General features: G+C 48.0%; 23 protein-coding genes and 1 tRNA gene. 9 read left to right on the top strand and 15 right to left on the bottom strand.

Annotated elements, in window-relative coordinates; translation table 11 throughout:
* Positions 1-134 precede the first annotated feature (134 nt).
* The 5 genes from ACYVB1_RS16990 to ACYVB1_RS16970 all read right to left on the bottom strand — a co-directional run bounded on the left by ACYVB1_RS16990 (position 135) and on the right by ACYVB1_RS16970 (position 7,915).
* Positions 135-1,385 (bottom strand): M56 family metallopeptidase, encoded by a 1,251-nt coding sequence (locus tag ACYVB1_RS16990; RefSeq protein ID WP_460924989.1) that lies wholly within the window; start codon positions 1,383-1,385, stop codon positions 135-137.
* 1 nt (position 1,386) lies between these two features.
* Positions 1,387-1,752, bottom strand: coding sequence for a BlaI/MecI/CopY family transcriptional regulator (locus ACYVB1_RS16985; RefSeq protein ID WP_460924988.1), 366 nt, complete (start codon positions 1,750-1,752; stop codon positions 1,387-1,389).
* A gap of 1,615 nt (positions 1,753-3,367) precedes the next feature.
* Positions 3,368-4,102, bottom strand: a complete 735-nt coding sequence (locus ACYVB1_RS16980) for a sulfite exporter TauE/SafE family protein (protein WP_460924987.1) — start codon at positions 4,100-4,102, stop codon at positions 3,368-3,370.
* A gap of 61 nt (positions 4,103-4,163) precedes the next feature.
* On the bottom strand, positions 4,164-5,660 hold the full coding sequence (locus ACYVB1_RS16975) for a sodium:solute symporter family protein (RefSeq protein ID WP_460924986.1): 1,497 nt from the start codon (positions 5,658-5,660) through the stop codon (positions 4,164-4,166).
* Positions 5,661-6,268: 608 nt separating this feature from the next.
* Positions 6,269-7,915 carry an IS1182 family transposase gene (locus ACYVB1_RS16970; RefSeq protein WP_460924985.1) on the bottom strand — a complete coding sequence of 549 codons (1,647 nt, stop codon included), beginning with the start codon at positions 7,913-7,915 and terminating at the stop codon, positions 6,269-6,271.
* Between the two features lie 946 nt (positions 7,916-8,861).
* Between ACYVB1_RS16970 and ACYVB1_RS16965 the strand changes: the two genes are divergently transcribed.
* From ACYVB1_RS16965 to ACYVB1_RS16955, 3 genes are all read left to right on the top strand, one after another.
* Positions 8,862-10,127, top strand: coding sequence for an L-lactate MFS transporter (locus ACYVB1_RS16965; RefSeq protein WP_460924984.1), 1,266 nt, complete (start codon positions 8,862-8,864; stop codon positions 10,125-10,127).
* Between the two features lie 83 nt (positions 10,128-10,210).
* Positions 10,211-10,408, top strand: a complete 198-nt coding sequence (locus tag ACYVB1_RS16960; protein ID WP_460924983.1) for a hypothetical protein — start codon at positions 10,211-10,213, stop codon at positions 10,406-10,408.
* Positions 10,409-10,442: 34 nt separating this feature from the next.
* Complete coding sequence (locus ACYVB1_RS16955; RefSeq protein ID WP_460924982.1) at positions 10,443-10,604, top strand: hypothetical protein; 162 nt, start codon at positions 10,443-10,445, stop codon at positions 10,602-10,604.
* A gap of 455 nt (positions 10,605-11,059) precedes the next feature.
* Here the strand turns inward: ACYVB1_RS16955 and ACYVB1_RS16950 are convergent.
* Positions 11,060-11,131 (bottom strand) — tRNA-Glu (locus ACYVB1_RS16950).
* 176 nt (positions 11,132-11,307) lie between these two features.
* Here ACYVB1_RS16950 and gap point away from each other — a divergent pair.
* The 4 genes from gap to ACYVB1_RS16930 all read left to right on the top strand — a co-directional run bounded on the left by gap (position 11,308) and on the right by ACYVB1_RS16930 (position 14,712).
* On the top strand, positions 11,308-12,300 hold the full coding sequence (gene gap / locus ACYVB1_RS16945; RefSeq protein ID WP_460924981.1) for a type I glyceraldehyde-3-phosphate dehydrogenase: 993 nt from the start codon (positions 11,308-11,310) through the stop codon (positions 12,298-12,300).
* 180 nt (positions 12,301-12,480) lie between these two features.
* On the top strand, positions 12,481-13,332 hold the full coding sequence (locus tag ACYVB1_RS16940) for a universal stress protein (RefSeq protein WP_460924980.1): 852 nt from the start codon (positions 12,481-12,483) through the stop codon (positions 13,330-13,332).
* Between the two features lie 139 nt (positions 13,333-13,471).
* On the top strand, positions 13,472-14,368 hold the full coding sequence (locus tag ACYVB1_RS16935; RefSeq protein ID WP_460924979.1) for a diacylglycerol/lipid kinase family protein: 897 nt from the start codon (positions 13,472-13,474) through the stop codon (positions 14,366-14,368).
* Positions 14,365-14,712, top strand: a complete 348-nt coding sequence (locus ACYVB1_RS16930; protein WP_460924978.1) for a translation initiation factor — start codon at positions 14,365-14,367, stop codon at positions 14,710-14,712. Before ACYVB1_RS16935 ends, ACYVB1_RS16930 begins: the two co-directional genes overlap by 4 nt.
* 82 nt (positions 14,713-14,794) lie before the next feature.
* Here ACYVB1_RS16930 and kdsB read toward each other — a convergent pair whose 3' ends face one another.
* The 3 genes from kdsB to ACYVB1_RS16915 all read right to left on the bottom strand — a co-directional run bounded on the left by kdsB (position 14,795) and on the right by ACYVB1_RS16915 (position 17,990).
* The gene (kdsB, locus tag ACYVB1_RS16925) at positions 14,795-15,532 is read right to left on the bottom strand and encodes a 3-deoxy-manno-octulosonate cytidylyltransferase (RefSeq protein WP_460924977.1); all 738 of its coding nucleotides are present in this window, start codon (positions 15,530-15,532) and stop codon (positions 14,795-14,797) included.
* 268 nt (positions 15,533-15,800) lie between these two features.
* A complete protein-coding gene (locus ACYVB1_RS16920; protein WP_460924976.1) occupies positions 15,801-16,568 on the bottom strand; it encodes a 2OG-Fe(II) oxygenase in 768 nt (255 codons plus the stop codon).
* Positions 16,569-16,634: 66 nt separating this feature from the next.
* On the bottom strand, positions 16,635-17,990 hold the full coding sequence (locus ACYVB1_RS16915) for an NfeD family protein (protein WP_460924975.1): 1,356 nt from the start codon (positions 17,988-17,990) through the stop codon (positions 16,635-16,637).
* 94 nt (positions 17,991-18,084) lie between these two features.
* Between ACYVB1_RS16915 and ACYVB1_RS16910 the strand changes: the two genes are divergently transcribed.
* Both ACYVB1_RS16910 and ACYVB1_RS16905 read left to right on the top strand, forming a co-directional pair.
* A complete protein-coding gene (locus ACYVB1_RS16910; RefSeq protein ID WP_460924974.1) occupies positions 18,085-18,861 on the top strand; it encodes a DUF4905 domain-containing protein in 777 nt (258 codons plus the stop codon).
* Positions 18,862-18,873: 12 nt separating this feature from the next.
* On the top strand, positions 18,874-19,845 hold the full coding sequence (locus ACYVB1_RS16905; protein WP_460924973.1) for a DPBB and LysM peptidoglycan-binding domain-containing protein: 972 nt from the start codon (positions 18,874-18,876) through the stop codon (positions 19,843-19,845).
* 285 nt (positions 19,846-20,130) lie between these two features.
* On the opposite strand, the gene ACYVB1_RS16900 is transcribed toward ACYVB1_RS16905, so the two are convergent.
* The 6 genes from ACYVB1_RS16900 to ACYVB1_RS16875 all read right to left on the bottom strand — a co-directional run bounded on the left by ACYVB1_RS16900 (position 20,131) and on the right by ACYVB1_RS16875 (position 25,589).
* Entirely contained in the window at positions 20,131-21,135 is a 1,005-nt protein-coding gene (locus ACYVB1_RS16900) for a beta-ketoacyl-ACP synthase III (protein ID WP_460924972.1), read from the bottom strand.
* Between the two features lie 142 nt (positions 21,136-21,277).
* Complete coding sequence (gene plsX / locus ACYVB1_RS16895; protein WP_460924971.1) at positions 21,278-22,219, bottom strand: phosphate acyltransferase PlsX; 942 nt, start codon at positions 22,217-22,219, stop codon at positions 21,278-21,280.
* A gap of 53 nt (positions 22,220-22,272) precedes the next feature.
* The gene (gene rpmF / locus ACYVB1_RS16890; RefSeq protein ID WP_460924970.1) at positions 22,273-22,470 is read right to left on the bottom strand and encodes a 50S ribosomal protein L32; all 198 of its coding nucleotides are present in this window, start codon (positions 22,468-22,470) and stop codon (positions 22,273-22,275) included.
* Positions 22,471-22,515: 45 nt separating this feature from the next.
* On the bottom strand, positions 22,516-23,058 hold the full coding sequence (locus ACYVB1_RS16885) for a YceD family protein (RefSeq protein ID WP_460924969.1): 543 nt from the start codon (positions 23,056-23,058) through the stop codon (positions 22,516-22,518).
* Between the two features lie 67 nt (positions 23,059-23,125).
* On the bottom strand, positions 23,126-24,148 hold the full coding sequence (gene pdxA, locus ACYVB1_RS16880; RefSeq protein ID WP_460924968.1) for a 4-hydroxythreonine-4-phosphate dehydrogenase PdxA: 1,023 nt from the start codon (positions 24,146-24,148) through the stop codon (positions 23,126-23,128).
* Positions 24,149-24,155: 7 nt separating this feature from the next.
* Positions 24,156-25,589, bottom strand: a complete 1,434-nt coding sequence (locus tag ACYVB1_RS16875) for a leucyl aminopeptidase family protein (RefSeq protein WP_460924967.1) — start codon at positions 25,587-25,589, stop codon at positions 24,156-24,158.
* Positions 25,590-25,685: the final 96 nt, after the last annotated feature.

The following is a 25,685-nucleotide window of genomic DNA, read 5'->3' as shown; positions in this document are numbered from 1 at the left end:
GAATTTAATTCTATCACAATTGAGCTTTTTGCAGTGCCGTTTGTAACCCTAAATATCCTGCCCACATGTTTCACCTTAAGGTTCCGTTTTAGAAAGGCTTAGTAATCTTCAGGGGCAGTGGATGCATCAGGTATTTATATTTCAACATCAGGAATTACTTCAAAGCTACTTTCTTTTGTCAGCTTTGCCGCCGCCGCCGGCAGAGCTGGAAGTTCTCCATATTTGGCTTCAGCAGCGGAGACGCTTTTTTCATCATTTATATCATACATGTCCCCAGTTAGGGATTCGGAATACATAAAAATGTTAATTTCTGGAGAGCCATCTGTTACTCTTATCTCCCATCCCACTTGTTTTATCTCTGGGTTCCGTTTTAGAAAGGCTTTGTAATCTTCAGGGGCAGAGGATGCCTCAGGTAAATATACATGTACATGAGGAATTATATCTCCTTCAACGCTCATATCGTGCTGTTCCTTTGTAGAGCCAGCAGTAACGCCAGTTGGCATCATGCCTGCATCTTCTTCACTACAGGCAATTAGCAATAACGGCGCGACTATAAGCGGTACAAGTACGGCATATCGGGCGACATACATGAGGGAAGTCTGTTTTTTGTTCATCATGGCTATGCGTCGTTTAAGTGATGGAAAGTTAAATTGATTGGCAAGCTGTGGTGCCGATAAGCTTGTAGCATTTAGTAGAAGGTACTGGTACTCCTTTCTGTCTACACCTGCGCTCATGACATGCTGGTCGGCTATAAATTCCAGGTTCTCCTTGATTGCTTTTTTCATCAGCCACACACCCGGGTTGAACCAGTAGAACACAGTGCTGAGCTCAGCCAGTAGTACGTCCAGCGTATGCCAGCCTTTCACATGGATTTGCTCATGTCGGAGTATCGATTCGAGCTCGGGCGTTTTGTGTCGCGATGGGTTCAGGTAAATGGTCTGCCATAAGGAGAAAGGCTCGCTTATACCGCTCACCTTTCTGAAGCCGATGCCACTGTGTGCAGCAGGCTCTGAAGCATGATGTATTTTATGAAGCGACACGAACTGCAGCAATAGCCGTGCAGCCATCAAAGCGGTACTAAGCCAGAACAGGATTAGGGGTATTAGCCAATAGTCGAATGTCGCCGTTTGCTCAGGTAAGCCGCTTGCGACAGTCCAGGTGGGTATAGCGGCCACATAGATATTGGCGGCAGCCAATTCCACCTGCTGGCTAAACAACTCTGATACATCTATAAAGGGATAGAGTGTTGAGAATAAAATGGCGAACACCAGGAACAGGCGGTTTAGATGGTAGAAGGTCAGCCGCCGCAACACGACATGGTAAGCCAGGTAAAAGAGCAGCAGTACCACATTAACTTTGAGCAGGTAAAAAAGTAGTTCTGGCATATCATTCTGATTTTTTGTTTTCGATCATGGCTATAATCTCCTTCAGTTCTTCGGTACTTATCTGCTTTTCCTTCGCAAAAAAGGCTACCAGTTCTTTGTAAGAGTTCTTGAAATAGTCTCCAACAAAGCCTCTCATGAATTTCTTCTTATAACCTTCTTCCTGTATCAAAGGCGAATAGCGATAGGTGTTTCCCAGCTTTTCACTGGAGAGGTAGCCTTTTTTCTCTAGGTTCTTTACTGTGGAGGCGAGCGTTGTGTAAGGTGGCTTCGGATCAGGAAGCTTCTCCAGAAATTCTTTAATAAAACCGCCATCCAATGCCCATATTACCTGCATGGCCTCCTCCTCTTGTTGTGTTAGCTTTTCCATGTGCTACGATATTATCGTATATTTACGAAATGTTCGTAATAAAAACTGAATAAATTGTCTAATTTATTTTTTAATATTCGTTAAAGAGCGCCTAACCATGTTATCAGAAAACGTGAGAATAGAAAGATTGTGGAACTTCTAGCGGCACCTGCCCCTGCAGCTTGTATTACGTCTCATTTTGCCGTCTCACAAATCAAACTTAAAATTTATTTTAAGAGATGAGTAGGTGAGACCGTTCATGATATCATGAACAGTGTGTTCATAGGCTAATTGATAGATTCACCTAAAGGTACATAGTAGGGGAGGGCACCAAAAGGAATAAGTCAAACAACAGAAGCTTTACCTCCTCAAAAAACAATTATTAGCCGAATCGAGAGGTGTTAAATGGACAGGTGGCGGTTTTAGTGTCCGAAGCAAATGAAAAAAGGCCCTCAGCAGCAGCTGAGGGCCTTTCGTGTAGACCTTAGTATTGAATTATCGAACCTTTTCCACAAAGATTTTGCGGCTGTGGATAAGTATCTGCAGGTGGGAGAGGGGCAATAAACTTAGTAGTTTTCAGATTCAATTAAGACCATTTGTTTTACATAAGAAGTGTTATGTGCACCTGACCAATGACGTGGCGACAGTATGTCTAATCCATATTGACTTCGTGACGATCAGAGCTTTTTAGTCTACCAACTCTATTGGCTCCATAAATGCGCCACGCCACTTGTTTTGCTCCACTATATATTTAACTCTTTCTGAAATAAGAACTGGTCTATTTGCGCTACCACCACTTCCAAACCATTCATTGGTTCGCACAATATCTGGTTTTACTGCCAATAATGCCGTTGCCTCCGGTAACTAAAGCTGTTCTTTTGCTGCTCATAGGGCTGTTTGTTTTTAGTTTATAGTCCTGAAATTGGTTCTGCTGCTCCCACCATAGCCCCTCCTTCGGCTAAACCTTGCTTCTTGTTACTGATAGCAGGTAAAGTGGTTTCAGTAAAGGAGCTTTCAGCAGCTTGGTTACTACGCCCGGTGCGCTAAGATTTACAAAGGCATCTTTTAACGCTACCCATCTTATTCTTTGGACAGGGAAACAATGTCGCATGCTGCATTCACAAATTTCACAGCAGAAACTGCACTGGCCAGGCTACTGCTGCTTACACCCGAACCATGTGTAGCCGTAGCGCAGGCGCCTACTGCTGAAATAAGGGGCAACGAAGCCAAATTGTGCAGGGCATAGCCGTTTCCAGAACGTAAGGTGCAAGTTCGCTATACGCACGACCCATATAGAATAAGAAAGACTCCTATTGATGAGAAGCCTTCTTTGTCTATATCGACAGCACCTGTTATGATGAACAAGCACCCAATACCACTTATGAACAGATGTTTACCAATCCTGTCCCACCTCCTAATATTTACTCCCGTCCACCAAATCTCTGTGTATAAAGTTCGATATTTCGCTCCTACGGGCTACTACAGCAAAAAAGCCGCTTCACGTAAAATGAAGCAGCTTTTTGGTTCGATAAAATCAATAATTGCTCCACAAACTCCTATAGAAGCGATTTTAATATTAAAGTGTTTACTATTTTTGCTCCTGCACTATCCAGTTAAATTTAAACATGCTCTTAACTTAAAACATAGACTGAAACAGCAGTAAAGCACCGATGGCTATCAAGCCAAAGTATACATACTTAAAAAATGTATCCCCGTGCATGCGGCGGTTGATGGCTCTGCCTATAAATATGGCTGGAATCATGACGGGCAGGCTCCACAGAAAATAATAAGTGAGCGTAGAACCCCACAAATCTTTGAGCCAATACCCTACCATACCAAGAATACTGGCTGGCAGGTAGTATCCTTGCAAGGTGGCCCGGAAGTGTTGTGCTGACCAACGACGCATAGCGCCATACACAACAAGCGGTGGCCCGTTCAGCCCATAGGCACCTCCCAGAATACCGGCAATAAAACCACAACCAAACAGCCAGCCTTTGCTATCTGTCTTTAGCTCGATGGGATTTTTGCCATACAAGGAATAGAGGGAGAAAAGAATGATGATAATACCCAGAACAGCCTTTACAATCAACTCATCGCCGGAAGTTAACAGCATAAGCCCAAGAGGGATGCCGAAAAGGGTAAAAAGAACCAGCCAGCCAGCACTACGGAAGTGTATCTGCTGCCTGTCCTGCACTACCACTACGCTTGCAACCGTAATCGATACCAGCACAGAAAGCGGAACGGCTATCTCAAGCGGAATACGAAAGGCGAGCAAGGGAACAGCAACAAGTGACTCCCCAAAACCAAATATGGAGCGAATTAGAGTAGCAAGGAAAATAACAAATAACACATACAAGGTAAAGTAATCCATGCTTGTCTAATCTTCTCTGTTCTTTAAATATTTTTTTACGTTACCTCATCCGATTATTTGGCTAGGCTCTCCTCCTCTGCTCCTCAATCATCACCATTTCTTGTTCCGCTTCCTGCACTTGCGCTGCAGACAACCTGGTTGCGGAGTCTAAATCCTCCCAGTAAACAGCCCGCACTTGTTCGGAGGCAGCGTGTTTGGTAGCCAAGCTCACTCCCACTAAACTTATCACAGACACCATCAACCCGAATACAGTATGATCAACCGGGATATTTAGGTAAGGGTATGCCAGGCCTGCTATACACGAAAGAACCATACTTGTCTGCACACCAACTTTGGTAACTCTTTTCCAGAACATAACTGCGAAGAACGGGAAAATCAAAACGATGGCTGAGAGCCGCAGCGACCACTGGTACATCATGGCAATGTTTGTGATTTTAAAAGCTACGATCAGCCCCAATATTACCATAATGATAACCGTTAACCTGGAGGCAACCATTCTTTTTTTGTCGTTGGCGTCAGGGTTATAAAGGCGGATGTACAAATCGACGGTAAAGTTTGAACTGCCCTGCAACACGTAAGAAGTAGCCCCCGTCATCAAAGCAGCCATGATACCAACCATTACGATGCCTCCGAGAAAGGGCGGCAACAGATTAACCATTAAGTGCGAGAAGATCATGTCAGGATTTATGGCTTCCGGAACAATATCACGCGATTGCGAAATGGTGCCAATCATGAATGGGAACATGGTGATTATAGCTACCGCAAACGTCGCTGTGATGCCTGCGTTACGTGCTGTTTTCTCGTCTTTTGAGGCAAATATGCGTTGCCAGGTAGATTGAAAAACAAAGTAGAAAGGCCCTGCGGCAAGCGCAAAAAGCAGCACGTGCTGTAGCCCCTGCTTGCCTGTCGGGGTTAGGTATTCTTTAGGCGTGTTAGCTATAATTGTTTCCGCGCCGCCGGCATAGTTCACAACGAAAACAAACATTACCACAATGCCTAGCACCAGCACAACGCTCTGCAAGGCATCCGTCATGATGGTAGCAGGCAAACCCCCAAGTATGGTAAAGCTGGCAATCAATACGGCCGATAAATATAATCCTGTGGTTATTTCGAGCCCGAAAACGGTGTGCCAGATCGTAGTCATTCCAACCATTTGCAGCGCCAGCGTTGGAACAGCATACACAATGGCCGACAGCAAAGCCGGAATAACACCCGTTGCCCCTCCAAACCGCTCACTAAACAAATCAGCTAAAGTATAAAGCTTTTGCCTTCGTAGGGACTTCGCAAAGAAAACAACTAGGATAAGCGTGCAAATAACGATGGGCAGTGCAAACTGAAAGTAGCCGGAAATACCGATTTCGTAGCCCATGCCCATCCAGCCGATAAATATGGCCGCACCGCAAAATGTACTTACCAGTGTTCCGGCAATAGACCAGAACCCACTGTTCCAGCCCCCGATCAGGTAATCGTCAGAGGTTTTTACTTTTGTGAAATAGTAGAACCCCAGGCTGAACATAAATATGAAATATGCCACCACATATCCTAGATACCAACTCATACTTCTCCCTCCAATTTGTTATTGCAAATCATTCCAACTAAAATCCTAAAATACCGTATTAACTATATTAAATTTGGGGTGCTGAATAATGTGAAATGTACAGGGTTAACTCTCTTGTTATTGAACAGCAGCTGCTTCCTCTGATTTCATAAAAAGGCTTTACGAGGCAAAGTGTGGAAAAGCTTTAATCAAGATAAATCTTATAATTATTAAAGTTACAACCATCACCCGTCCAAAACCTACAAGCTTACCGGCAAGGCACATCACCCCTACCCGTAACGCTTTTAGAATAATGTATCGCTAGAGCCTCGTATGGTGTACCTTGTACCAAGGCAACAGGCACGCTGTTAATGCTAACCTCACCATTTTCCTACCGTTGGTTGCCGGTTGGTTAACTGCACAGGTGCAGTTAACCAAAGTCGTAGGAGTGAAAACGATTCGTTGAAAACAGTTGATTTGCGTTGAAATCTGTGCAGATAGCGCTTGATTGAATGTTTGCTCTGGCTTAAATATGCCTCCAGAGAAGGTGCGGATATGGCTCAAAGGCGGAGAACAGTGTGCTTCTAAAGCCTTTTTACAGGTAAAATAGGCATCTTCAGGGCATTGATTTACCATAGTTGCAGACCGTTTACACCTGGTTGAAAACGGTTAATTTCTGCCAGGTGATGTATCAGAATACGGCCGTGGCTGTTGCACAACTCAGCTTTTAGCATGTCTTCCTTGCAGCCTTTATTCGGAATAAGCATACAATGCTCCTCTCTTTGATTGTGGGCGTGCCAATAGCTGAATATATGAGCATGTCGCTGCTCCCTTTCCATTGCTGTTGCCATGCTCACAGACTTCTTCGGCTTATTCCTCATGTACTTTCTTATGTTGAAGGCAACGGCAGCCATGAGCATGACTTTATGGGCACCCGATTTTCCCAGCACATTGATGTTGCGCAGGCCATAGTGGTGTACCAGGCTCCCGAAGACCGGCTCCACCGTGCTCTGGCGAAGCTTTTTCATGCGTTTACCCCGCCTGCTTTGCTGTCGGGCATATGCCCTCAGGTACTGCTCGTCGTAAGCTGTGCGGGTATTTTTCCTGCACCGAGCCTTTGGTGCACACGTGGGTTTGGAGGAGCACTGCCTGCAGTCACCGGGCGCTGCCCAGTAGTTTCTCTGCAGCCTGCCGTCCGCGGTGCGGTCAAAGCCCTTGAACGGGAGTGGCTTTCCCATGGGGCACATGTAGCGGTCTTTCTCCTTGTCATAGGGAAAGCCCTCTATCTCGGGCTTGTACATCCCGAAAACGGGGATCCAGCCTGTGATGCCCTGCTGCTCGAGCATGAAATAGTTGGAGCCGTTGGAGTAGCCGGTATCTGCCAGCAATTCCTGCATGAGCAGCCCATTCTCCCTCAGCCTTTTTTGTACCTGCATCACAAGGGAAGGCAGGTATTGGCTGTCCCTGCCGTCGGCAAAGTCTGCCCGGACATGGGAGATAACACCTTTGGCCGTATCGACCACCATGCTGCAGTGGTAATTGAGCTTTCTGGCCTTTCCCGGTTTTACTGATATGCGGGCATCGGGGTCATGCGGGGCGTAGTGCGTTTTGTTGCTGACCAGCTGTGCCTTCTCTTGAGTTGACCCCAATGAGGTGAATGTGCCCCTGAGATTCTCGTGGTGCTTCTCCAGCTTCCTGAGCTGATGGGCGGGAGCTGTGATAGGCTGTGCTGGTTTGCTGTTTTTCTGAAGCATCCGTTGTTTGTCTGCCTTCTGCTGTTGTACTGACTCCAGTGGCTGCTTTAGCAGCAGGCTGTCCATGGAGGCATTGGCCTTCACGGGCGCTGAGTCTACGGCCTGTGTACTGCCCGACACCATGCCCGTTTCCACACACAGGCTGAAGACCCTGTCAAAGAGCGATTCGAACACAGCCGCAGGGTAAAGCTGGCGGGTGCGGGATACGGTGGAGTGCCAGGGAAGAGGTTCGTCAAGCTGATAATCCAGAAAGTACAAAAGGTCCAGGCGGAGGCTGCAGTGCTCGATGAGCTTCCTGTCCGAGGAGATGTTCTCCAGGTAGCCCACCAGGCAGAGCTTGAAGAACACCACTGGGTCAATGCTCTGCTGACCACACTTACCGTAGTAACCCCGCGTCAGCTCGGTAAGGAAGCTCACGTCCAACTGCTGCTTGAGCCGGCGGTAAAAGTTGTGCTCCGGCACGTGCGCCGAGAGCGAGAAGAGCAGCTCCTTCTCATCTTTGAAAGTTTTCTTGCCCTGCATAACTACAAGCAATAGGTCATTATCCTTTAACGCCTATCTTCAGCCGGTTGTGCAACAGCCACGGCCGTTATTTGAGAAACACTACATCACCTGCGGCTGGAGCTTTAGCTTACCCCGATTCGTCCCGAATTGCCGTCTCATTAATCAAACCAGTATTTAGATTAATGAGACGAGTTGGTGATACAGTAGAGAAACTTTACTTCTAATGCGTATCTCCAGACATTCGAAGGAGGGATGAGGCCAAGAGAGTAGGAGCAGGTAGTGCTAGAAGATGAAAGGTAAAGTAAAGATGCATTAGCTCCCGTTAAGGGTCAAATCAAACTACTTTTAGGGATTGTACGACAAAGATGCGCGGCTTTAGCGTCCGAATAGTTTCCGAAGCAAATGAAAAAAGCCGCTTCAGATTTACCTGAAGCGGCTTTTGTAGACCGAAGGAGTGAAATATCGAACTTTATCCACATAGAATTAGCTGCTATAGGTGAATATTTAAGGGCAAGGGAAGTGCAGTAAACTTTTTCCCTGCATATAACAGTTTTATATTTTACAGCTTTCCAATTTTTTGGGAGGAAGTCATTATTTGAAATCTGCTACACTGGGGAAGTTGTAAAACAGGGAAACCGACAGACATACATATCTCGTCTCAAAATTAGTTCGCTCCCAAGTATGGGAAAATATTGTTTACTTTTTGTTACCTTTCCTGATGCACGGCTATCCTGCAGGAAAGCTGCCAATTAATATAGGGATTAAAAAATAGTTATCGAACAAAAGAATACTGGTATTATTTGAGATTTTTATGTTCTATAGTAATGTCAATCAAATTAAAAGAAACAAAAGCAGAAGACGGGTTCTTTTGTGACTATGATTCATCCTTTAGTTGATATCCACTTCTGATGAAATCCGAACAGTGCAGTATAAAATCAATAGTAAAAAGTAAGAAGGAAATCCTATGAGTACTGGTAAAAACAGATGGTTAATAGCTTTATCTGCAATTTGTATCCACCTTTCCATTGGTGCCGCTTATGCCTACAGTGTTTACACGAACCCATTAGTCAATTCACTCGGTTGGTCGGTTTCATCTGTAACCATAGCTTTTACAGTAATGATGACTCTCGGAGGAGCATCAGCTGCCATATTCGGAAGATTTGTTGAAAGAAGCGGGCCTAGAAAATCGGCCATGATTGCTGCGCTTTTATTTGGTCTGGGACAAGCAGGGTCTGGCTTTGCAGTTTCCATCGATTCACTTGTTTTATTCATACTTACCTATGGACTTTTAAGTGGTATAGGACTGGGTATTGGTTATATTGCGCCAGTGTCTACACTGGTAAAATGGTTTCCAGATCGACGTGGACTAGCTACAGGTATGGCGGTTTTGGGTTTTGGTACCGGAGCACTCATTACAGCTCCGCTTGCGGCTACCTTTATGGAAGCTCTGGGTATCTCCACAACTTTCTACATTTTAGGAACAAGTTACTTTGTCCTAATGATCCTTGGCGCTTTATATATTGCACCACCTCCAAAAGGGTGGTTGCCCCGCGGTATGACACAAAGCGACTCTTCGCCTACGGAAAAGAGGGTAAACGACCTGTCCTCTCTCACTGCAAAGAAAGCAGTAAAAACAAAGCATTTTTGGATGTTGTGGACGATCATGCTGATTAATACAAGTGCGGGAATTATGATGATATCAGTCGCCTCTCCAATGGCTCAAAAGATAGGAGGGCTTTCAATCGCAAGTGCAGCTGTAATGGTAGGACTCATGGGTATCTTTAATGGTGCTGGTCGAATAGGGTGGGCAGCAGCCTCCGATTATTTTTCCCGGCCCGTGGTGTTCATCATCTTTTTTGTTATACAATTCGTCGCGTTCCTTACACTTCCCAATATTTCAAGTGCTTTAGTTTTTCAGGCACTGATTTTCCTGGTAGTCAGCTGTTATGGTGGTGGATTCTCAAACCTTCCCGCGTTTATAGCCGATCTCTTCGGAACAAAGGAGCTAGGTGCCATTCATGGTTATCTTTTAACAACTTGGTCTTTAGGTGGGTTATTAGGCCCAACTTTAGTATCTCAAATTTACGCAGCAACTGGAAGCTATATTCCTGTATTCTATGTATTCTCCTTTTTGATCGTATTAGCTTTAGTCATCGCTGTGCTATTGAAAGCAGATATTCGGCGTATTCAGAAACAACAGAGAAAGTCTATAGCTGCAGGTTTGCAGTAAGGACGTTGTAATGATCAGCTGAAATTATTGCTGATAAAACTATTACTAAGCAGAATGCCTGTACCATATAAAGTGCAGCAAGTGTGAGGCATTCACAGAGAGGGACAACCAATGTGTCTGGTAGTGGGGACTATGCCAAGTGGCTGAAGAGATTAACCATCAACGAGAAACTCATCTTTGGCAATGTAGTAGGCGTTGAAGAAGGGAAAATGAGTAAGGCCACTTCGGCCTCTTCCAATGCAGATCACTTCCTGGTTGTTTCCATGAGCCCGATAGTGTAAGGCAGCACTCAGGCCAAGGGAGAAGAGGACGCCTTTGAGAAGATGGCCTTCATGGGGGCAGGTGCCTGTCAAGGTTATCGGTAATGTCTCCATTGGCAATAACACCGTTCCGTCTGGTAACAATGATGGCTATGAAGTCGCCATCCACCCCTTTGATATGACTTTAGAGAATAACCAAAGGATTTCCTTTTTGTGACTGCAAAGGCCGACTATAGAGCTGTCGGTCAGGTGCTGGACCAGGCCCAACGGTCAAAGAGCAGGAGCGTGTGGGTGGACTGCGAGTACACAACATCCCTGTCCGAAAATGCGCTTTGCGCCCGGTCGCACCTTTCTGCTGAGGCAGGCCGTGAAGGAACAGGGGTCTGAAGCGTGTGCTGCACTTGTTGCTAAGCATAGCGGAGGCATGCAGCCATTGTAAGGGGAAGTGTGTGGCTAGCCGCGGAGGGCACTGCCGCCCGGCCAAGGCTAAAGGGAGAAGCAGGATCTATCCCCTCCACCTGAAGTACACTTAGACCTGACTTAGCAAAGAAGTTAGTGAAGCAGGAAGTGTAAAAGAAAGCCCCGGTTGATATCAAGTTGCTGTCGCGGTGTCAGAATAATGTCCGAAGCAAATAAAAAAAGGCCCTCAGATGCTGCTGAGGGCCTTTCGTGTAGCCCGTAGGGGAATCGAACCCCTGTTACCAGAATGAAAATCTGGCGTCCTAACCCCTAGACGAACGGGCCTTGTTGCTGTATTGCGGTGCAAAGATACGGATAATTCCCTTTTTGGCAAGCAACTGTTTTTTATTTTTTTAATTTAAACGTAAGGCCCTCTAAATCAGTATAAAAAAAATGTTGGTTTTACAATATGGTATAATGTAACTTCGCAGCAATAAATAAAACTAAAAAAACTAGATATCATGTCTAAAATTAAAGTTGCAATTAACGGCTTTGGCCGTATCGGCAGACTTACATTTAGAGCGCTGCTCGAGAAAGACAATGTAGAGGTTGTTGCTATAAACGACCTTACAAACACGAAGACACTGGCGCACCTGCTGAAATATGATTCTGTACACGGTAGATTCAATGGCACAGTAGAGGCCACTGAAACCGGTATTGTTGTAAATGGCACAGAAATCCAGATTACAGCCGAGCGTGAGCCAAAGAACCTGCCTTGGGGCAAGTTAGGTGTTGACGTAGTGCTGGAGTCTACCGGCCGTTTCACGGACGATAAAAGTGCCGGTGCTCACCTGGAGGCTGGTGCACGTAAAGTAGTTATCTCTGCCCCTGCTACCGGTAATGTTAAAACAGTTGTGCTTGGCGTAAACCAGGATGTGCTGACAGATGATGACAAAATCATCTCTAACGCTTCTTGTACTACAAACTGCCTTGCGCCAATGGCGAAAGTGCTGGATGATACCTTCGGAATCGAGAAAGGCTATATCACCACCGTACACGCTTACACTGCAGACCAGAACCTGCAGGATGCACCGCACAAAGACCTGCGCAGAGCACGTGCTGCTGCCCTGTCTATCGTTCCTACTTCTACAGGTGCTGCCAAGGCCGTTGGTCTTGTATTGCCTCACCTGCAAGGTAAACTGGATGGCGTGGCGATGCGCGTTCCAATTCCGGATGGTTCCCTTACTGACCTGACCTGCATTCTGAAAAGAGCGGCTACAAAAGAAGAAATAAACGCTGCGATGAAAAAAGCTGCGGAAGGTGATATGAAAGGTATCCTGGAGTATACCGAAGACCCAATCGTTTCTGTAGACATCGTAGGTAACACGCACTCTTGTATTTTTGATGCAGAAATGACTTCTGCCAACGAAACACTTGTAAAAGTGGTAGGCTGGTACGATAACGAAGCCGGGTACTCTAACCGTGCTGCTGACCTGATTACACGTATTGGATAAGGATTAACTAATTCTTAGTCATATAAGCAAAGCCCACCCCGCAAGAGGTGGGCTTTTGTTTTGCATCGCCGCCAAACTACTTAGAGGCACAGGAGTATAAAGTGATAAATGTCATCTGTAATGTTGAAATAGAGCCATACTTTTATACCAGATAGTCAACCACTAAACCCAACCTGTATCATGAAAAGAATTTTAGTACCCACAGATTTTTCGGAAGAGGCACACCATGCTTATGAAGTGGCTGTTTCGATAGCCCGTAAAGCAGGGGCAGGCATCAAGCTGCTGCATGTGGTGGAGGCCGTGAACAACTATTCGCCAAGTTTTAGTGCTACAGGTGATGTGATTACCCCGGATAACATGCAGCATGTGTATGTGCTGCAGCTGATGGAGGCGATGAAGCGGCAGATGAAGGAATTTATAAAATCAGTCGATCATGAGGGGGTGGGCGTTGTGCAGGAGATTGATGTGGACAGGCCCATCAGCAAGATAAAGAGGACGATACAGGAAGACAAGGTGGATTTGGTGGTAATGGGGTCAAAAGGCTCCAGTGGTTTAGATGAATTCCTGATCGGCTCTAATACGGAGAAAGTGGTGCGTACGGCAGAATGCCCCGTGTTAACAGTAAAGCACCGCCACCCGCATTTTGACGTACGTGAAATTGTGCTGGCCTCTGATTTTAAAAGGGAGATACAACATGCCATGGAGCGCTTCAAGTCTTTCCAGGCCCTGTTTGGAGCACGCGTGCACCTGGTATACATCAACACTCCCGGAGCCTTTGAGTCGAGTGGGAATCTCTTTAAAAAGCTAGAAGACACAGCCGAACGTTACGGACTTCAGAACTATAGCGTGAACATTTACAACGATACGGTTGAGGAGGACGGCATCCTGCATTTTGCCAGTGACATCCGCGCCGACCTTATCATGATGGCCACGCACGGCAGAACAGGGCTCTCGCACCTGCTGAGCGGAAGCATTGCCGAGGATTTGGTAAACCATACCTCTATTCCGGTGCTTACTTTTCATCTGAAGTAGGCAAAGACAAAGCACACATAGCCCGGTTTTTTTTGGGCAGGGAGGAAGACGGAGCCATGCCACTGCACTTCAACATGCAGTGGCTTTTTTATTCTTCCCCGGAAAAGGTAATTTTGTAGCAGCCCCATAAGCCGATAGCATGAGCAAACAACCGGATATACGCTTTATCATTAATCCCAAATCTGGTACAAAAAGTAAAATAGATGTGGCAGCCCGAATCAAGCTGCACCTCAACCACCAGAAGTACAGCCACGAGATTGTCTATACCGCCTATGCAGGCCATGCTCCTGAACTTGCCGGGGAAGCAGCAGCGAATGGTTGTAAGATTGTGGTTGCAGTAGGTGGAGACGGTACTGTAAACGAAGTAGCGCGGGGGCTGATGAATACCGACACGGCCATGGCCATCCTGCCTAAAGGGTCAGGGAACGGTTTGGCGCGTCACCTGGAGATTCCCCTGGACCTGGAAGGTGCGCTGCGTGTACTGAACGAAGGGCATGTTGCTTCTATTGACACGGGGCGTATCAACAGTCATCCTTTTGTGACCACGGCGGGCATTGGCTTCGACGCCTACATCAGTTCTGTTTTTGCCGGAAACACAAAGCGGGGACTGCAGAGTTATGTGGAACTTGTGCTGAAGGAGGTGCTCAATTACAAGCACCTGCCCGTAAAGGCAAGCATCAACGGGAACGTGCTGGACACTGACTGCTATGTAATGGCTTTTGCCAATGCAGCACAATATGGCAACAACGCGTACATTGCCCCGGAGGCAGACATACAGGATGGGATGCTGGACGTGTGCCTGGTACGCAGGCTGGACCTGATCAAAGCACTGAACCTGAGTTATTGCATGCTCACCAACCAACTGGCACACGCCGACAGTGCCGAGTACTTCAAGACAAAACACGTAAAGGTAGAAACAGAGGAGCCGATGATGTATCATGCGGATGGAGAGTACATGGGTAAAACCGAAACCTTCGATGTGCACATAGAGCCTCTGTCGCTGAAAGTTGTGACGCCACAAATAAGCAAAAAATGAAAGATAAAAATAAGAAAGGCCGCCAGGGCGTGGTTTACTCAACCAACTCTGACTTTAACTACGAATACGAGCAGGAGCAAACAGCAGAAACACTTCCCCCGCAACAGCAGAACCTGAAAGTCATGCTGGATAAGAAGTCGAGGGGTGGCAAACAGGTTACCCTGGTAGCCGGTTTTGTTGGCACCGACGAGGATCTGAAAGAGTTGGGCAAAATGCTGAAAAGCAAATGCGGGGTAGGCGGATCAGCCAAAGACGGAGAGATTCTGATACAGGGTGACTTCCGCGACAAAATTGTGCAGGTGCTGCAGGCTTCTGGTTACAAAGCAAAAAAAGCGGGGGGCTGAGAGTTGTAAGTTAAATCAAAGCATGATGCGCTTAAAGCAGGGTTGCAATGTCTGCATTTAACACATCATGCTTCACTTTTATCTAAAGAAGGTGCTTCTGCACTTTCAGCAGGTCTTCAGGAGTATCAATACCCACGGTTTCGAAAGCTGTGAGGGCAGTGGTGATGCGGAAGCCATGCTCCAGCCAGCGCAGCTGCTCCAGCGATTCAGCAAGCTCTAAGGAGGAGGGAGGCAATTGCGTAATCTGCTCCAGAATATCTGCCCGGTAGCCGTAAATGCCGATGTGTTTGAAATACGTATGCTGCATATGCCAGATATCGTGGGGCACGTTGCGGCAGTAGGGAATAGGCTGTCGGCTGAAGTACAAAGCCTCTTTGTTCTGGTTGATGACAACCTTTGGCGCATTTACATTGTGTAGCTCTTCTGCCGAATCTATTTTCTTGATAAGCGTGGCCAGCTGTGTCTGTGGCTTCTGAAAACAGGAGGCGACAAGATCTATCTGCTCCGGCTTGATGAAAGGCTCATCTCCCTGTATGTTAATGATGTATTCGTAAGGCATGTCGTGCAGCTTGAAGGCTTCAAAACAGCGGTCAGTACCACTTTGGTGGTGGGTGCCCGTCATCACGGCCTTTCCACCAAATCCAGTGACATGGTCCAGTATGCGCTGGTCATCTGTTGCCACAAGCACCTCTGCCAGGCTTGATTTTTGCGCCTGCTCGTACACCCGCTGAATCATACTTTTTCCTTTGATGTCGGTCAGTGGCTTGCCCGGGAAACGGGTGCTGGCATAGCGTGCCGGAATGATGCCCAATACGTCCATTTTGTCTCCTTTTAATTTTGTTTCTGCCGTTGCAGCTCTTCAAAGTTAAGGAAACACTTTGTTTTATCCCGAATTATGAACCAGGATTTCGTGGGGAGAGGAACGTCGGCTTTCTTCCCTAAAAATATACCTGCAGCCATAGATGGCCGGTGTTGAAATCATGCAAAGTGAAACTGCTCAGGTGGAGGAGAAGCAAAAGAACAGCTGCTTTTTGTGCCGGGACACCGCTGGCAGCTCCACAAACCTATGTTGAATGAAAAAGCGAAGCTTACAGCTTCCGTTCCACAAAGGCTTTCAATCCGGATTTAAGCCTTTTAAGCTGGCCGTTTAATCCTTCTGTATTCACAAACCTGGTGTTATGTGCTGCCTCTGTTTCGTGCTGCGGCCGGGTTGGGGTGTAATAATAGGTAGCAATCGATTTGCGGCTAATGCCCTGGGGCGTTCGCAGGGGCTTTGGGTGGCCGTGGTAGGACATTTCATTCGTTTCGAAAATGACGCAACGGTTAAAGGTGGGAGCGATTTTATCCAGCAGCTGGTTTCGCTGCATATCCCATAGCTCCAGGTGCCCCTCATAGGCCTCCTCCCAATTCTGATTCATGTATACCAGTACGTTCAGGCGGCGATGGTATTTTGTTTCCGGATGGATGTTATAATCTACGTGCACATTCAGAAAGGCTCCCTTTGTAGACTGATGCAGTCCCCCTCCAAACAGGGCTTCATCCCCATGTAATTGTTGAATACCTGTTACGGATTCTAAGAGTTGAATAAAACCTGGTGAGTTCAGTTCCGAAAAAACAGCACGGAAAAGAGAACCTTCCTCAAATTCCCGCTGCTGAAACTTGTTTTTCTGGTCTATGTAAGTGGTACCGTCCCAGTTGCCCTGCGTGATAGCTGGGTAAGCTTCCATAATGTGCGCCGCCTGCTCAGCTTTAAAAAAATCCTCTATCACCACATATCGGAAGACTTTTTTAGCGTTAAAGTCCTCCCGTAGGTGTGCCTGCCGATCCAGAAGGGAGGTAAAATCAATGTAATACATAAGGGATATTTTCAGCTATGGAAGGGGGCAGGTTTGCCTGTCTTATCTGTTCATGCGGGGATGATACTAGCTCACTTTCTTCACCCGCAGCGAGAAAGTACTACTGTCAATTACCTGCACCGCTTCCCCTTTCTCAATGAAGCCGTCGCGGGCCTGCGCGTCGTACAGGGTATCGTCTATCATGACACGGCCAGTAGGAGTCATGCGCGTGTGGGCGAAGCCGGTTTTGCCTACCAGGTGCTCTGCCGTATTGCCGGAACGGTAGCCCTCTTTGCTGTGGAAGCTGTTTTTGAGCACAACCCGGTCCATGGCCGTGCTGCTGACAAGCCTGTTCCAACTGAGCGCGATGAGCACACCGGCACCAACCATGCCCAGCACAACAGAAATAAGGCTTTTCATCAGGTTCTCGGAAGGCACAAAGGTGAAGTCGAAATTATAATTGTTCAACATCATCAGCACCAGCGAACATATTACCAGCAGTATGCCACTTATGCCCGTAATGCCGAAACCCGGGATAACAAAGACTTCCAGCATAATCAGAATAAGCCCTGCTATAAACATCAGGATCTCCCAGTTTTCAGCTAGGCCTGTTAAGTAGTAGGGGACAAGGTACAGCATGCCGGCAACGATAGCGGCTAGCAGGGGGAAACCGATGCCCGGTGTCTGCAGTTCAAAATACAGTCCACCCACAATCACCAGCAGCAAAATGCCACTAATGAACGGGTTCAGGAAAAAGGAAATGATGGCATCTGTCGTACTGGGCTCGTAATACGTAACCTCCGCATCCTGCAGGTGAAGCAGCGCCAGCACGCCTTCCACATCAGTGGCTACCCCATCGCAAAAGCCATACTTTACCGCCTCCGTTGTGCTCAGCGTCAGCACCTGCCCGGCGGAGAGGGTGCTGTCTACGCTGGGCTCCACCATTGCCTCTGCCAGGCGCGGATTTCGCCCGTTCGCCTCGGCTGTGGCCCGCATAATAGAACGCATGTAGCTTTGGTATTTGCCCGGCGCTGCCTGTCCGTCGGCACCTACCACGGTAGCAGCCCCAATGCTGGACCCGGGAGACATGTATATACTGTCGCAGGCAAGAGAGATAAGCGCACCTGCTGAGGCGGCATTATTATCTATGAAAACATAAACAGGCTTGGGGTAATGCAGGATACGCTCCCTGATTTCGTCGGCATCATTTAAAGCTCCGCCAAAAGTGTCCAGCACCAGCAACACATGGTCTGCGCCTGCTTCAGTGGCTTTTTCAAAAGCTACGCGCGTGTGGCGGTTGGTGCGCGGGTCTATCTCGGCCTTTACTTCCATCACAAAAACCTTTGGCTTGCTGGATTGGGCAGCTGTAAACAGCGGGAGCAGCAAAAAGCAGCATAGCAGATAGATGCACGAAAAATGCTCTTGCTTTAAATAGGTTTTCATAAATTAGGGCTGTTGTGTCCAATACTGGAGATAAGATACTAAAATTTTACCGCATATTCTTCCACTACAGTTTAAATACGATTTTGGCGCCACTGTGTGGCGCATCCGCCTCGACAGTGCTGCAAACCTCCTGGCACTGGAAGTGCGCGATGCCGATCTGTTGCTGGCCTCTTTTTATACCTTAAGCACCTCCACGTTCACCTTAAAGCTGCTGCCCCTGCCACAAGCCCAGAACTGGTGGCAGGGACTGGAAGACGTGCAGGATGGCTTCCTGTTCCTGCATGGCTACGGCGACCGCAGGGTTGGCCAACATAAAGGCATCAAAGCTGTTGCCGCGGCATCGGGTGAGGTAGCATGGGAGATGCCGGAACTGGCTTTCTACGGTTTTTCGGTGGAGGGGGTGATAGCTTATCCTGCCGCTGCACCCGAGGCCCAGTTTGAGGAGCTGCAGCGGCATTCAGGAAAGTCACTCAGAACAGGCATTCCGCAGGAGCAGGCGGCAGGAGAGGTGGCAAACTTCAGCCACACCCGCTTCGGGCGGGCTGTGTTTCCTTCTCTTTACCTGGAGGGAGAGCCTTACTATAGCGAGTTAAAAGATTTCCTGGCAGCTCAACTTGATGTAGCGGCTGTTCAGGCCCTGGAATATGCTGAAACGGATACGGCGCTGGTGTTAAGTTACTATGAACGGACAGTCGCCGATACGCTGGAGAATTATGTCGCTGTGTTTGATTTGGAAGGGAATTTAATGCTAAAAGAGCAACTTGCGGGCGGATTAAGTGGCATTGGTTCAGATACTTTTTTTATCTTTATGCACGATTTATACTTCATACGGAATAAAGCCATTTTAGAGGTATATCGACTTTTAGCATAGTAATCTTTAGCCATGGTACGATCTTTTTTCACCACACTCTTAGTAGCACCCCTGCTTTCTTTTTCTGCCAACGCCCTGGATGTGTCAGCTGTTCGCGACTCCATTGGAGTGGAGCGCAAAAACGGAAAGCTCTTTGTGCAGCATAAAGTAGATCCAAAAGAAACTCTTTATGCCCTTTCAAGAAAATACAACGTGCCGGTTTCGCAGATAGTGGAAGCAAACCCAACAGTAGAAACTACTATTAAAATCGGCGAAGTAGTGTTGATACCCCGCAAGTCATTTCCTGCCAACGCGGTAGCTTCGGCTGCAAAAGCTACGCCTGCTGCCCCTGCGGTAAGCAGCCGTACTTATACAGTAAGTGAGGCCGGCAATAAAATCCATACGGTAGAGCCACGCCAAACGCTTTACTCTATTTCAAAGATGCACGGTGTGGCTGTGGAAGACATCAGGCGCTGGAACAACCTTGCCGATAACAGCATTAGTGTTGGCTCCAAGCTTATCGTGGGCAAAGGCGCTGCACAGGCAACAAAGCAACCCGTCTACATGCCTGAAGCAGATGACGAGATGGTGCTGACCAAATCAACTGAAACGACCGCTACACCTGTCACTACCGCTGCTTCCACAAGTGCTGCTGAGGCTGCTCCGGCTGCAACACCAGTTGCTTCTACAACACCTGCTGCACCGGAAGAGGCTGAAGAAAGTGCCTCTGGCGTAAAAAAGGTCATGGAAAGTGGTATGGCCGAAATGATAGACCCGAAAGCCGATACTAATAAGTACCTGGCACTGCACAAGACAGCGCCTGTTGGCACGATCATGCAGGTGAAGAACGCCATGAACGGACAGGTGGTTTACGTGCGTGTTATCGGAAAACTTCCTGACACAGGCGCAAATGATAAAGTCATTGTGCGCGTATCAAAGAAGGCCTACCAGAAGCTGGGCGCTATTGACTCCAGGTTCAGAGTAGATGTATCTTATATGCCGTAAACTGCACCTGCAGGACATAGTATAAAGAGGAAGGGCCGGCGCACATTTGTGTGGCGGCCCTTCCTCTTTTGGCTTTTGTATAAGTCCAGGATACAAGAATTCTCTCATGTTACTACTGTCCCAGGCCTCTGACCTGTTGGGCTGAATAGCTTGGAGGCGGTTGGGTTTGAGCACGAACAGGGGTGACACGCTCGCGCTGTAAAAGAAGTAACAGCAGGGGGATGAACAATAAAAAAGGCGGCCTCCCCGGAAGCCACCTTTTCAGATTAGATTATTTGATGCTGTTTAGGCCTGTTCTGTATCGTACGCCCACTTCAGGTAAATGGAACCCCAAGTAAAGCCTCCGCCAAAGGCAGCCAGGATAATGTTGTCGCCTTTTTTCATCTGGCTTTCATACTCCCACAGGCAGAGCGGAATGGTGCCGCTGGTGGTGTTTCCGTATTTGTGGATGTTCAGCATCACTTTGTCGTTGCTAAGCCCCATACGGTTGGCAGTGGCCTCAATGATGCGCTTGTTTGCCTGGTGCGGCACCAGCCAGGCCACATCATCGCCGGTCAGGTTGTTGCGCTCCATAACTTCAGCAGATACATCAGCCATACCTTTCACAGCGAATTTAAACACCTGCTGTCCTTCCTGGAAGGCGTAGTGCTCACGGGCATCTACGGTTTCGTGCGTGGCTGGTCTGCGGCTTCCACCGGCCTTCATGTGCAGGAAAGGCGCTCCTGAACCGTCAGACTTCAGTACCTGGTCTTGTACACCGAGGCCTTCTGTATTCGGCTCCAGCATAACAGCGCCACCTCCGTCGCCAAAGATGATACAGGTAGTTCTGTCGGTGTAGTCAATGATGGAGGACATTTTATCGGCTCCCACAATCACGACCTTCTTGTACTGGCCGGACTCCACAAATTTAGAACCTGTGGCAAGGGCAAAAAGGAAACCGGAGCACGCAGCCTGCAGGTCGTAGCCAAATGCGTTTACGGCACCTATTTCTGCTGTTATGATGTTGGCTGTTGCCGGGAACACCATGTCTGGTGTCGTGGTGGCACAAATCAGCAGGTCTACTTCTTCAGGCCGGGTATTCGTTTTTCTGAGCAATTCTTTTACTGCTGGTATGGCGATTTGAGACGTTCCCATGTTTTCACCTTTCAGAATCCGTCTTTCTCTGATGCCGGTACGGGAGGTTATCCATTCATCATTCGTCTCAACCATTGTCTCGAGCTCTTTGTTTGTGAGCACATATTCAGGAACATAGCCACTCACGCCTGTTATGGCAGCAGTAATTTTACTCATTTCAGATTTTTATTTGGGTAATGATGATTTAGGGAGGCAATTTAAGTAAAAAAAAAGTGGCATAACCCGTCAGTTTCTTAAAAAGATTACCGATGCAGATTATGCCAGTTTTATCATGAAAATCACATGTTAAGGTGTGATTTTAAACGCTATAGTTTTTCTTGAAACGTTCTGAAAGATTTGATGCTGCCATTTTCTGGGCCTGTAGTACCATGTTGCATACTGCCCTTGGGCTGGACACGCCATGGCCAATCACGGCATTGCCGTTGATGCCCAGAATCGGGCTGCCGCCGGCAGCTTCATAATTAAACTTGTCGAAGAACGGGTCTTTTATTCCTTTCTCGCTCAGGATGTCGTAAAGTGACTCTGCCATTTTCAGGATGATGTTTCCTGTATAGCCGTCGCACACAATGACATCAGCCTTATCATTGAAAAGGTCACGACCTTCTATGTTACCGATAAAGTTGATGCTTTTGTTCACTTTCAGGCGCTGGTGAGCAGCCTGTGTGTTCACGGTACCTTTGCCTTCCTCTTCGCCCAGGTTCATCAGGCCAACTTTCGGGTTCTTGATATCGAGCACATGCTCGGCATAAAGTGAACCCAGTTCTCCAAACTGCTCCAGCACTTCCGGCTTGCAGTCAGCATTTGCTCCTACATCCAGAATCACACCAAAGCCCCCACTTAGTTTAGGCACAAAGCTCGCTATAGATGGCCTTAACACACCTTCCACCGCTTTAACACTGAACATAGCACCCACCAGCATCGCACCGGTATTTCCGGCACTGCAGAAGGCGTCGGCCTTCTGCGCCTTTAACAAGCCATAGCCAAGGGCTATGCTCGAGTCAGGCTTCTGTGTTAGTGCTTTGGTGGGGTGTTCCCCCATCTCAATTACCTGGGGGGCATGCATCACGGAGATGTTGCTGCCAGTGTAACCGTTTTCTTTGAGCAGTGAATGGATAACGTCTTCCTTACCAATGAGTAGGATAACCTCATCATTTTTAAGCTCCTGAGCAGCAAGTAATGCACCCTTCACGATAGCTTCAGGTGCAAAATCGCCGCCCATGGCGTCTAAAGCGATTCTCATTTACAGGGGGTGTTTTGGAGATTATACAGAACTAAAACTAAAGCAAGCTAAACTTACTGCGCGTTAGCTGTATAATTCCTGATTGCCAGTTTGCCTTTGTGGTACAGGTCGCCTTCTACCACATACGCGTGGTGGTACAGGTGAGGAGTATCTGTAGTTGGGCAAAGTGCAATGGCTTTCTCAGAGAGTTTGTAATGAGTTCTTCTCTTATCTCTTCTGGTCTTCGAAATCTTACGTTTAGGATGTGCCATTTTTTAAATAATTAACTTGTGTTTATTTTATACTTCTGAAATTCATTAATTTAAGTTCCGGAGGGCGTCCCAACGCGGATCAACATCCTCGTCGTCATCGTCGTCCTCATCTTCGCCACCTGAAGTGTTGCGGGAAGAGTAAATCAGGATGTCCTGATCGTTGTCCTCGTCCGTTTCCTCTTCAAAGCGTGGGTGCAGCTTCTTCATTGGCACTGCCAGCCCGATGTAATCGTACAGGTGCTGTGCTATGTTGATGGACTGCGTGTTCGGTGTTATCTGCCACAGATCATCATCCAGTTCAGCGTTTTCCTCGCCGTACTTGATGCGAAAGGTGCCCTGCTCATCAATCGGATAGTCAAATTCGTCCAAGCTTCTGTCGCAGATAAGGCGAACATGCCCTTTGATATCCATGAGGAAGGACAGCATAGACTCCGTTTTGTCCAGCTCAACATGTGCAATTAAGTTGCCGCCAAGAATGATGTCTTTCCCGAAAAGATCGAAGAAAGAGTCATTCAGCTCAAACTCATACAAGTGCTTCTTGTTGCTAAGTTTGGCGATGCCGATTTCATAATCTCTTTCCTTTTTCACACTCGACTTTTTATTGCAAGACGCAAAATTAGAACATATTTCTGAGAAATAAAATATTCTCTCTCAATTATACTGCAGGCATTGCCGCTGCCTGGCGCTTTCTGATAATGTCGTAGGCCAGAAACAGCGCTTCCCGGAAAGAGGTTTCACTTGCAGTGTGCTTAGCGGCAATATCATAGGCTGTGCCGTGGTCCGGAGAGGTGCGCACAACAGGTAATCCTGCCGTATAATTCACGCCGTTCTCGAAAGCCAGTGTCTTGAAAGGAATCAGTCCCTGGTCGTGGTACATGGCCAGCACGGCATCTACCTGGTTGAACTGGCGCATCCCGAAGAAGCCGTCGGCAGGGTAGGGGCCAAACACCAGGTGCCCGCGCTCTTTCATGTGCATTACAGCCGGCCTGATGATTTCCACTTCTTCGCGCCCCAGCAATCCCTGCTCCCCGGCATGGGGGTTGAGGCCCAGCACCGCTATCCGTGGTTTCTGAATTCCAAAGTCTTTTTGAAGTGAATCCAGGAGAATGGTCATTTTCCGAATTAGCAGTTCCTCCGTTATCCTGGATGACACTTCTTTTACAGGCATGTGGCCCGTCACGGTAGCTACCCGCAGGCCTTCGCTTACGAGCAGCATCAGGCTCTCAGGCGCATCAAAGTAAGAGGTCAGAAACTCGGTGTGCCCCGGAAAGCGGAAGTCTTCTGATTGGATATTGTCTTTATTGATAGGAGCCGTTACAAGCCCGTCCAGTAAACCGGCTTTCAGGTCCCGGCAGGCTGCCTGCAGCGAGTCCAGGGAAGCTTTGCCCGATGCGGGTGTTGGGTTGCCCGGGGTTAACTCCGGTTCATGCTCCCAGCACGCAATGGCATTTACCTTTCTTGGCACCAGTGCCTGTGCTGACTCCGTTTCCTGAAACTGGAAATGTTCCTCCCGAAGTGCTTTTCGTACCTGCTTCAGCAGGTTTGCGGAGGCGTAAATAACCGGGGTGCAGAAATTGAGGATGCGCTGGTCAGCAAGGGTTTTAACCACTACCTCCGGGCCGATGCCGTTGGTGTCGCCGATGCTGATACCTAGTTTTACTTTGAATTTATTATCCATGGTTTGTTTATCGAGCAAATGCACTTAGGTAGTTGTAGACAAGCCGGACACCTGAACCGGTGGCTAGTTTGCCACGGTAGGAGTCTTCGCTGTGAAGATAAGCGGTACCTGCTATGTCAAAATGAACCCAGGAATACTCTGTGAAAGCCTCCAGGAACTTACCGGCTGTGATATGGCCGGCATCCGCACCACCGAGGTTTTTCAGGTCGGCTATATCTGAGTCCAGCTGCTTTTTATATTCGTCCCACAGTGGGAATTCTACTGTGCGCTCGTATACGTTGTCTCCTGCTTTCTTCAGGCCTGCCATTACTTCGTCGCTGGCTGTGCCCATCACCACTAAGCCTTCTTTGCCAACAGCACGCATGGCGGAACCCGTCAGGGTAGCGAAGTCTATCACTAGCTCCGGGTTGTACTTTTTGGCAAAGCTCAGGGCATCGGCCAGTATCAGGCGGCCTTCTGCGTCTGTGTTCAGCACCTCCACGGTCATGCCGTTGTGCATCGTTATCACATCGCCCGGCGCTACAGCGTTGCCGCCAGGGCGGTTGTCCGTTGCAGGTATAAGGCAAATAACATGAAGCGGAAGCTGGTTTTTAGCGATTGCATACAGAATGCCTGTAACTGCGGCGGCTCCTGCCATGTCAGACTTCATGTAGTCCATGGAGTTGGGGGTTGGCTTCAGGCTCAGGCCTCCTGTGTCGTATACCACGCCTTTGCCCACCAGCACGTATGGCTTTGTGTTCTTTGCGTTCTCAGGCTTCCATTCCAGTATGTTGAATGTAGCGGGCTCTTCGCTGCCCTGGTTCACAGCAATCAGGCCACCCATCTTCAGTGACTGTATCTTTATCAGGTCCAGCACCTGAGTCGTGAAGCCGGCTTCCTGGCCTAATGCCTCCAGTTGTTCGCTGAACTGCGTGGCCGACTGGTGGCTGTGTGGCTCATTTACCAGGTCGCGCACCTTGTACACGGCCTTCAGCAAGTTTGCCAGTTCCTGTACCGCCTGCCCGCTTACATTTTCGTCTGCGACAGTGATGGTTTGCAGCGTACTGGGCTTGGCATCTTTTGTTTTGTGCTTCTGAAACTGGTAATTGCTCAGGTACAGGCCCTCCGCCAGGTACAGGCTTGCCTCCGAAGCCGTTTTGTCCAGCACGGTTATCTGCGCTGCTTTATCGGCTTTCAGTTGCTTTAGCAGGGCGTGTCCTGCCTGTCGCAGGGCCTCTTTTTTTGCAGTTTCTGTTTTGCCGTCAGGCGCCACCACCACGTATACGCGGTGCGAGTAACGGTTCAGGGAAACCACTTTAGCCTCCTGCTGTACCTGCTGTTGCACATACTGCTGCTCTTCGGGCTGCAGTTCGGGCAGCTGAGCAGCCTGGTCTGCAGCTACAATAATAGCCAGATCAGTGTTTTTGCTTAAGCTTGTGTCGTATTTAAGTTGTGTTGGCATCTGTCGTTTGTATCTTTGGGACCGCAATATAGTAAGTATAATACGTAATGCGAAAACCTGCTGCCGCAGCAGCAAAATGTAGCTGTCGCACAAAAA

The organism is Pontibacter brevis (genome assembly GCF_054779655.1).
The sequence above is the reverse complement of the archived record's forward strand: the minus strand, read 5'-3'. Positions and strand labels throughout refer to the sequence as shown.

What these genes read in the sequence shown, in the direction of transcription:
- gap (WP_460924981.1), top strand. Translation starts at nt 11,308, where the DNA reads ATGTCTAAAATTAAAGTTGCAATTAACGGCTTTGGCCGTATCGGCAGA.
- ACYVB1_RS16980 (WP_460924987.1), bottom strand. Translation starts at nt 4,102, where the DNA reads ATGGATTACTTTACCTTGTATGTGTTATTTGTTATTTTCCTTGCTACT.
- ACYVB1_RS16935 (WP_460924979.1), top strand. Translation starts at nt 13,472, where the DNA reads ATGAGCAAACAACCGGATATACGCTTTATCATTAATCCCAAATCTGGT.
- ACYVB1_RS16875 (WP_460924967.1), bottom strand. Translation starts at nt 25,589, where the DNA reads ATGCCAACACAACTTAAATACGACACAAGCTTAAGCAAAAACACTGAT.
- pdxA (WP_460924968.1), bottom strand. Translation starts at nt 24,148, where the DNA reads ATGGATAATAAATTCAAAGTAAAACTAGGTATCAGCATCGGCGACACC.
- ACYVB1_RS16905 (WP_460924973.1), top strand. Translation starts at nt 18,874, where the DNA reads ATGGTACGATCTTTTTTCACCACACTCTTAGTAGCACCCCTGCTTTCT.
- ACYVB1_RS16975 (WP_460924986.1), bottom strand. Translation starts at nt 5,660, where the DNA reads ATGAGTTGGTATCTAGGATATGTGGTGGCATATTTCATATTTATGTTC.
- ACYVB1_RS16965 (WP_460924984.1), top strand. Translation starts at nt 8,862, where the DNA reads ATGAGTACTGGTAAAAACAGATGGTTAATAGCTTTATCTGCAATTTGT.
- plsX (WP_460924971.1), bottom strand. Translation starts at nt 22,219, where the DNA reads ATGAGAATCGCTTTAGACGCCATGGGCGGCGATTTTGCACCTGAAGCT.
- ACYVB1_RS16990 (WP_460924989.1), bottom strand. Translation starts at nt 1,385, where the DNA reads ATGCCAGAACTACTTTTTTACCTGCTCAAAGTTAATGTGGTACTGCTG.
- ACYVB1_RS16970 (WP_460924985.1), bottom strand. Translation starts at nt 7,915, where the DNA reads ATGCAGGGCAAGAAAACTTTCAAAGATGAGAAGGAGCTGCTCTTCTCG.
- rpmF (WP_460924970.1), bottom strand. Translation starts at nt 22,470, where the DNA reads ATGGCACATCCTAAACGTAAGATTTCGAAGACCAGAAGAGATAAGAGA.
- ACYVB1_RS16930 (WP_460924978.1), top strand. Translation starts at nt 14,365, where the DNA reads ATGAAAGATAAAAATAAGAAAGGCCGCCAGGGCGTGGTTTACTCAACC.
- ACYVB1_RS16985 (WP_460924988.1), bottom strand. Translation starts at nt 1,752, where the DNA reads ATGGAAAAGCTAACACAACAAGAGGAGGAGGCCATGCAGGTAATATGG.
- ACYVB1_RS16915 (WP_460924975.1), bottom strand. Translation starts at nt 17,990, where the DNA reads ATGAAAACCTATTTAAAGCAAGAGCATTTTTCGTGCATCTATCTGCTA.
- ACYVB1_RS16920 (WP_460924976.1), bottom strand. Translation starts at nt 16,568, where the DNA reads ATGTATTACATTGATTTTACCTCCCTTCTGGATCGGCAGGCACACCTA.
- ACYVB1_RS16900 (WP_460924972.1), bottom strand. Translation starts at nt 21,135, where the DNA reads ATGAGTAAAATTACTGCTGCCATAACAGGCGTGAGTGGCTATGTTCCT.
- kdsB (WP_460924977.1), bottom strand. Translation starts at nt 15,532, where the DNA reads ATGGACGTATTGGGCATCATTCCGGCACGCTATGCCAGCACCCGTTTC.
- ACYVB1_RS16940 (WP_460924980.1), top strand. Translation starts at nt 12,481, where the DNA reads ATGAAAAGAATTTTAGTACCCACAGATTTTTCGGAAGAGGCACACCAT.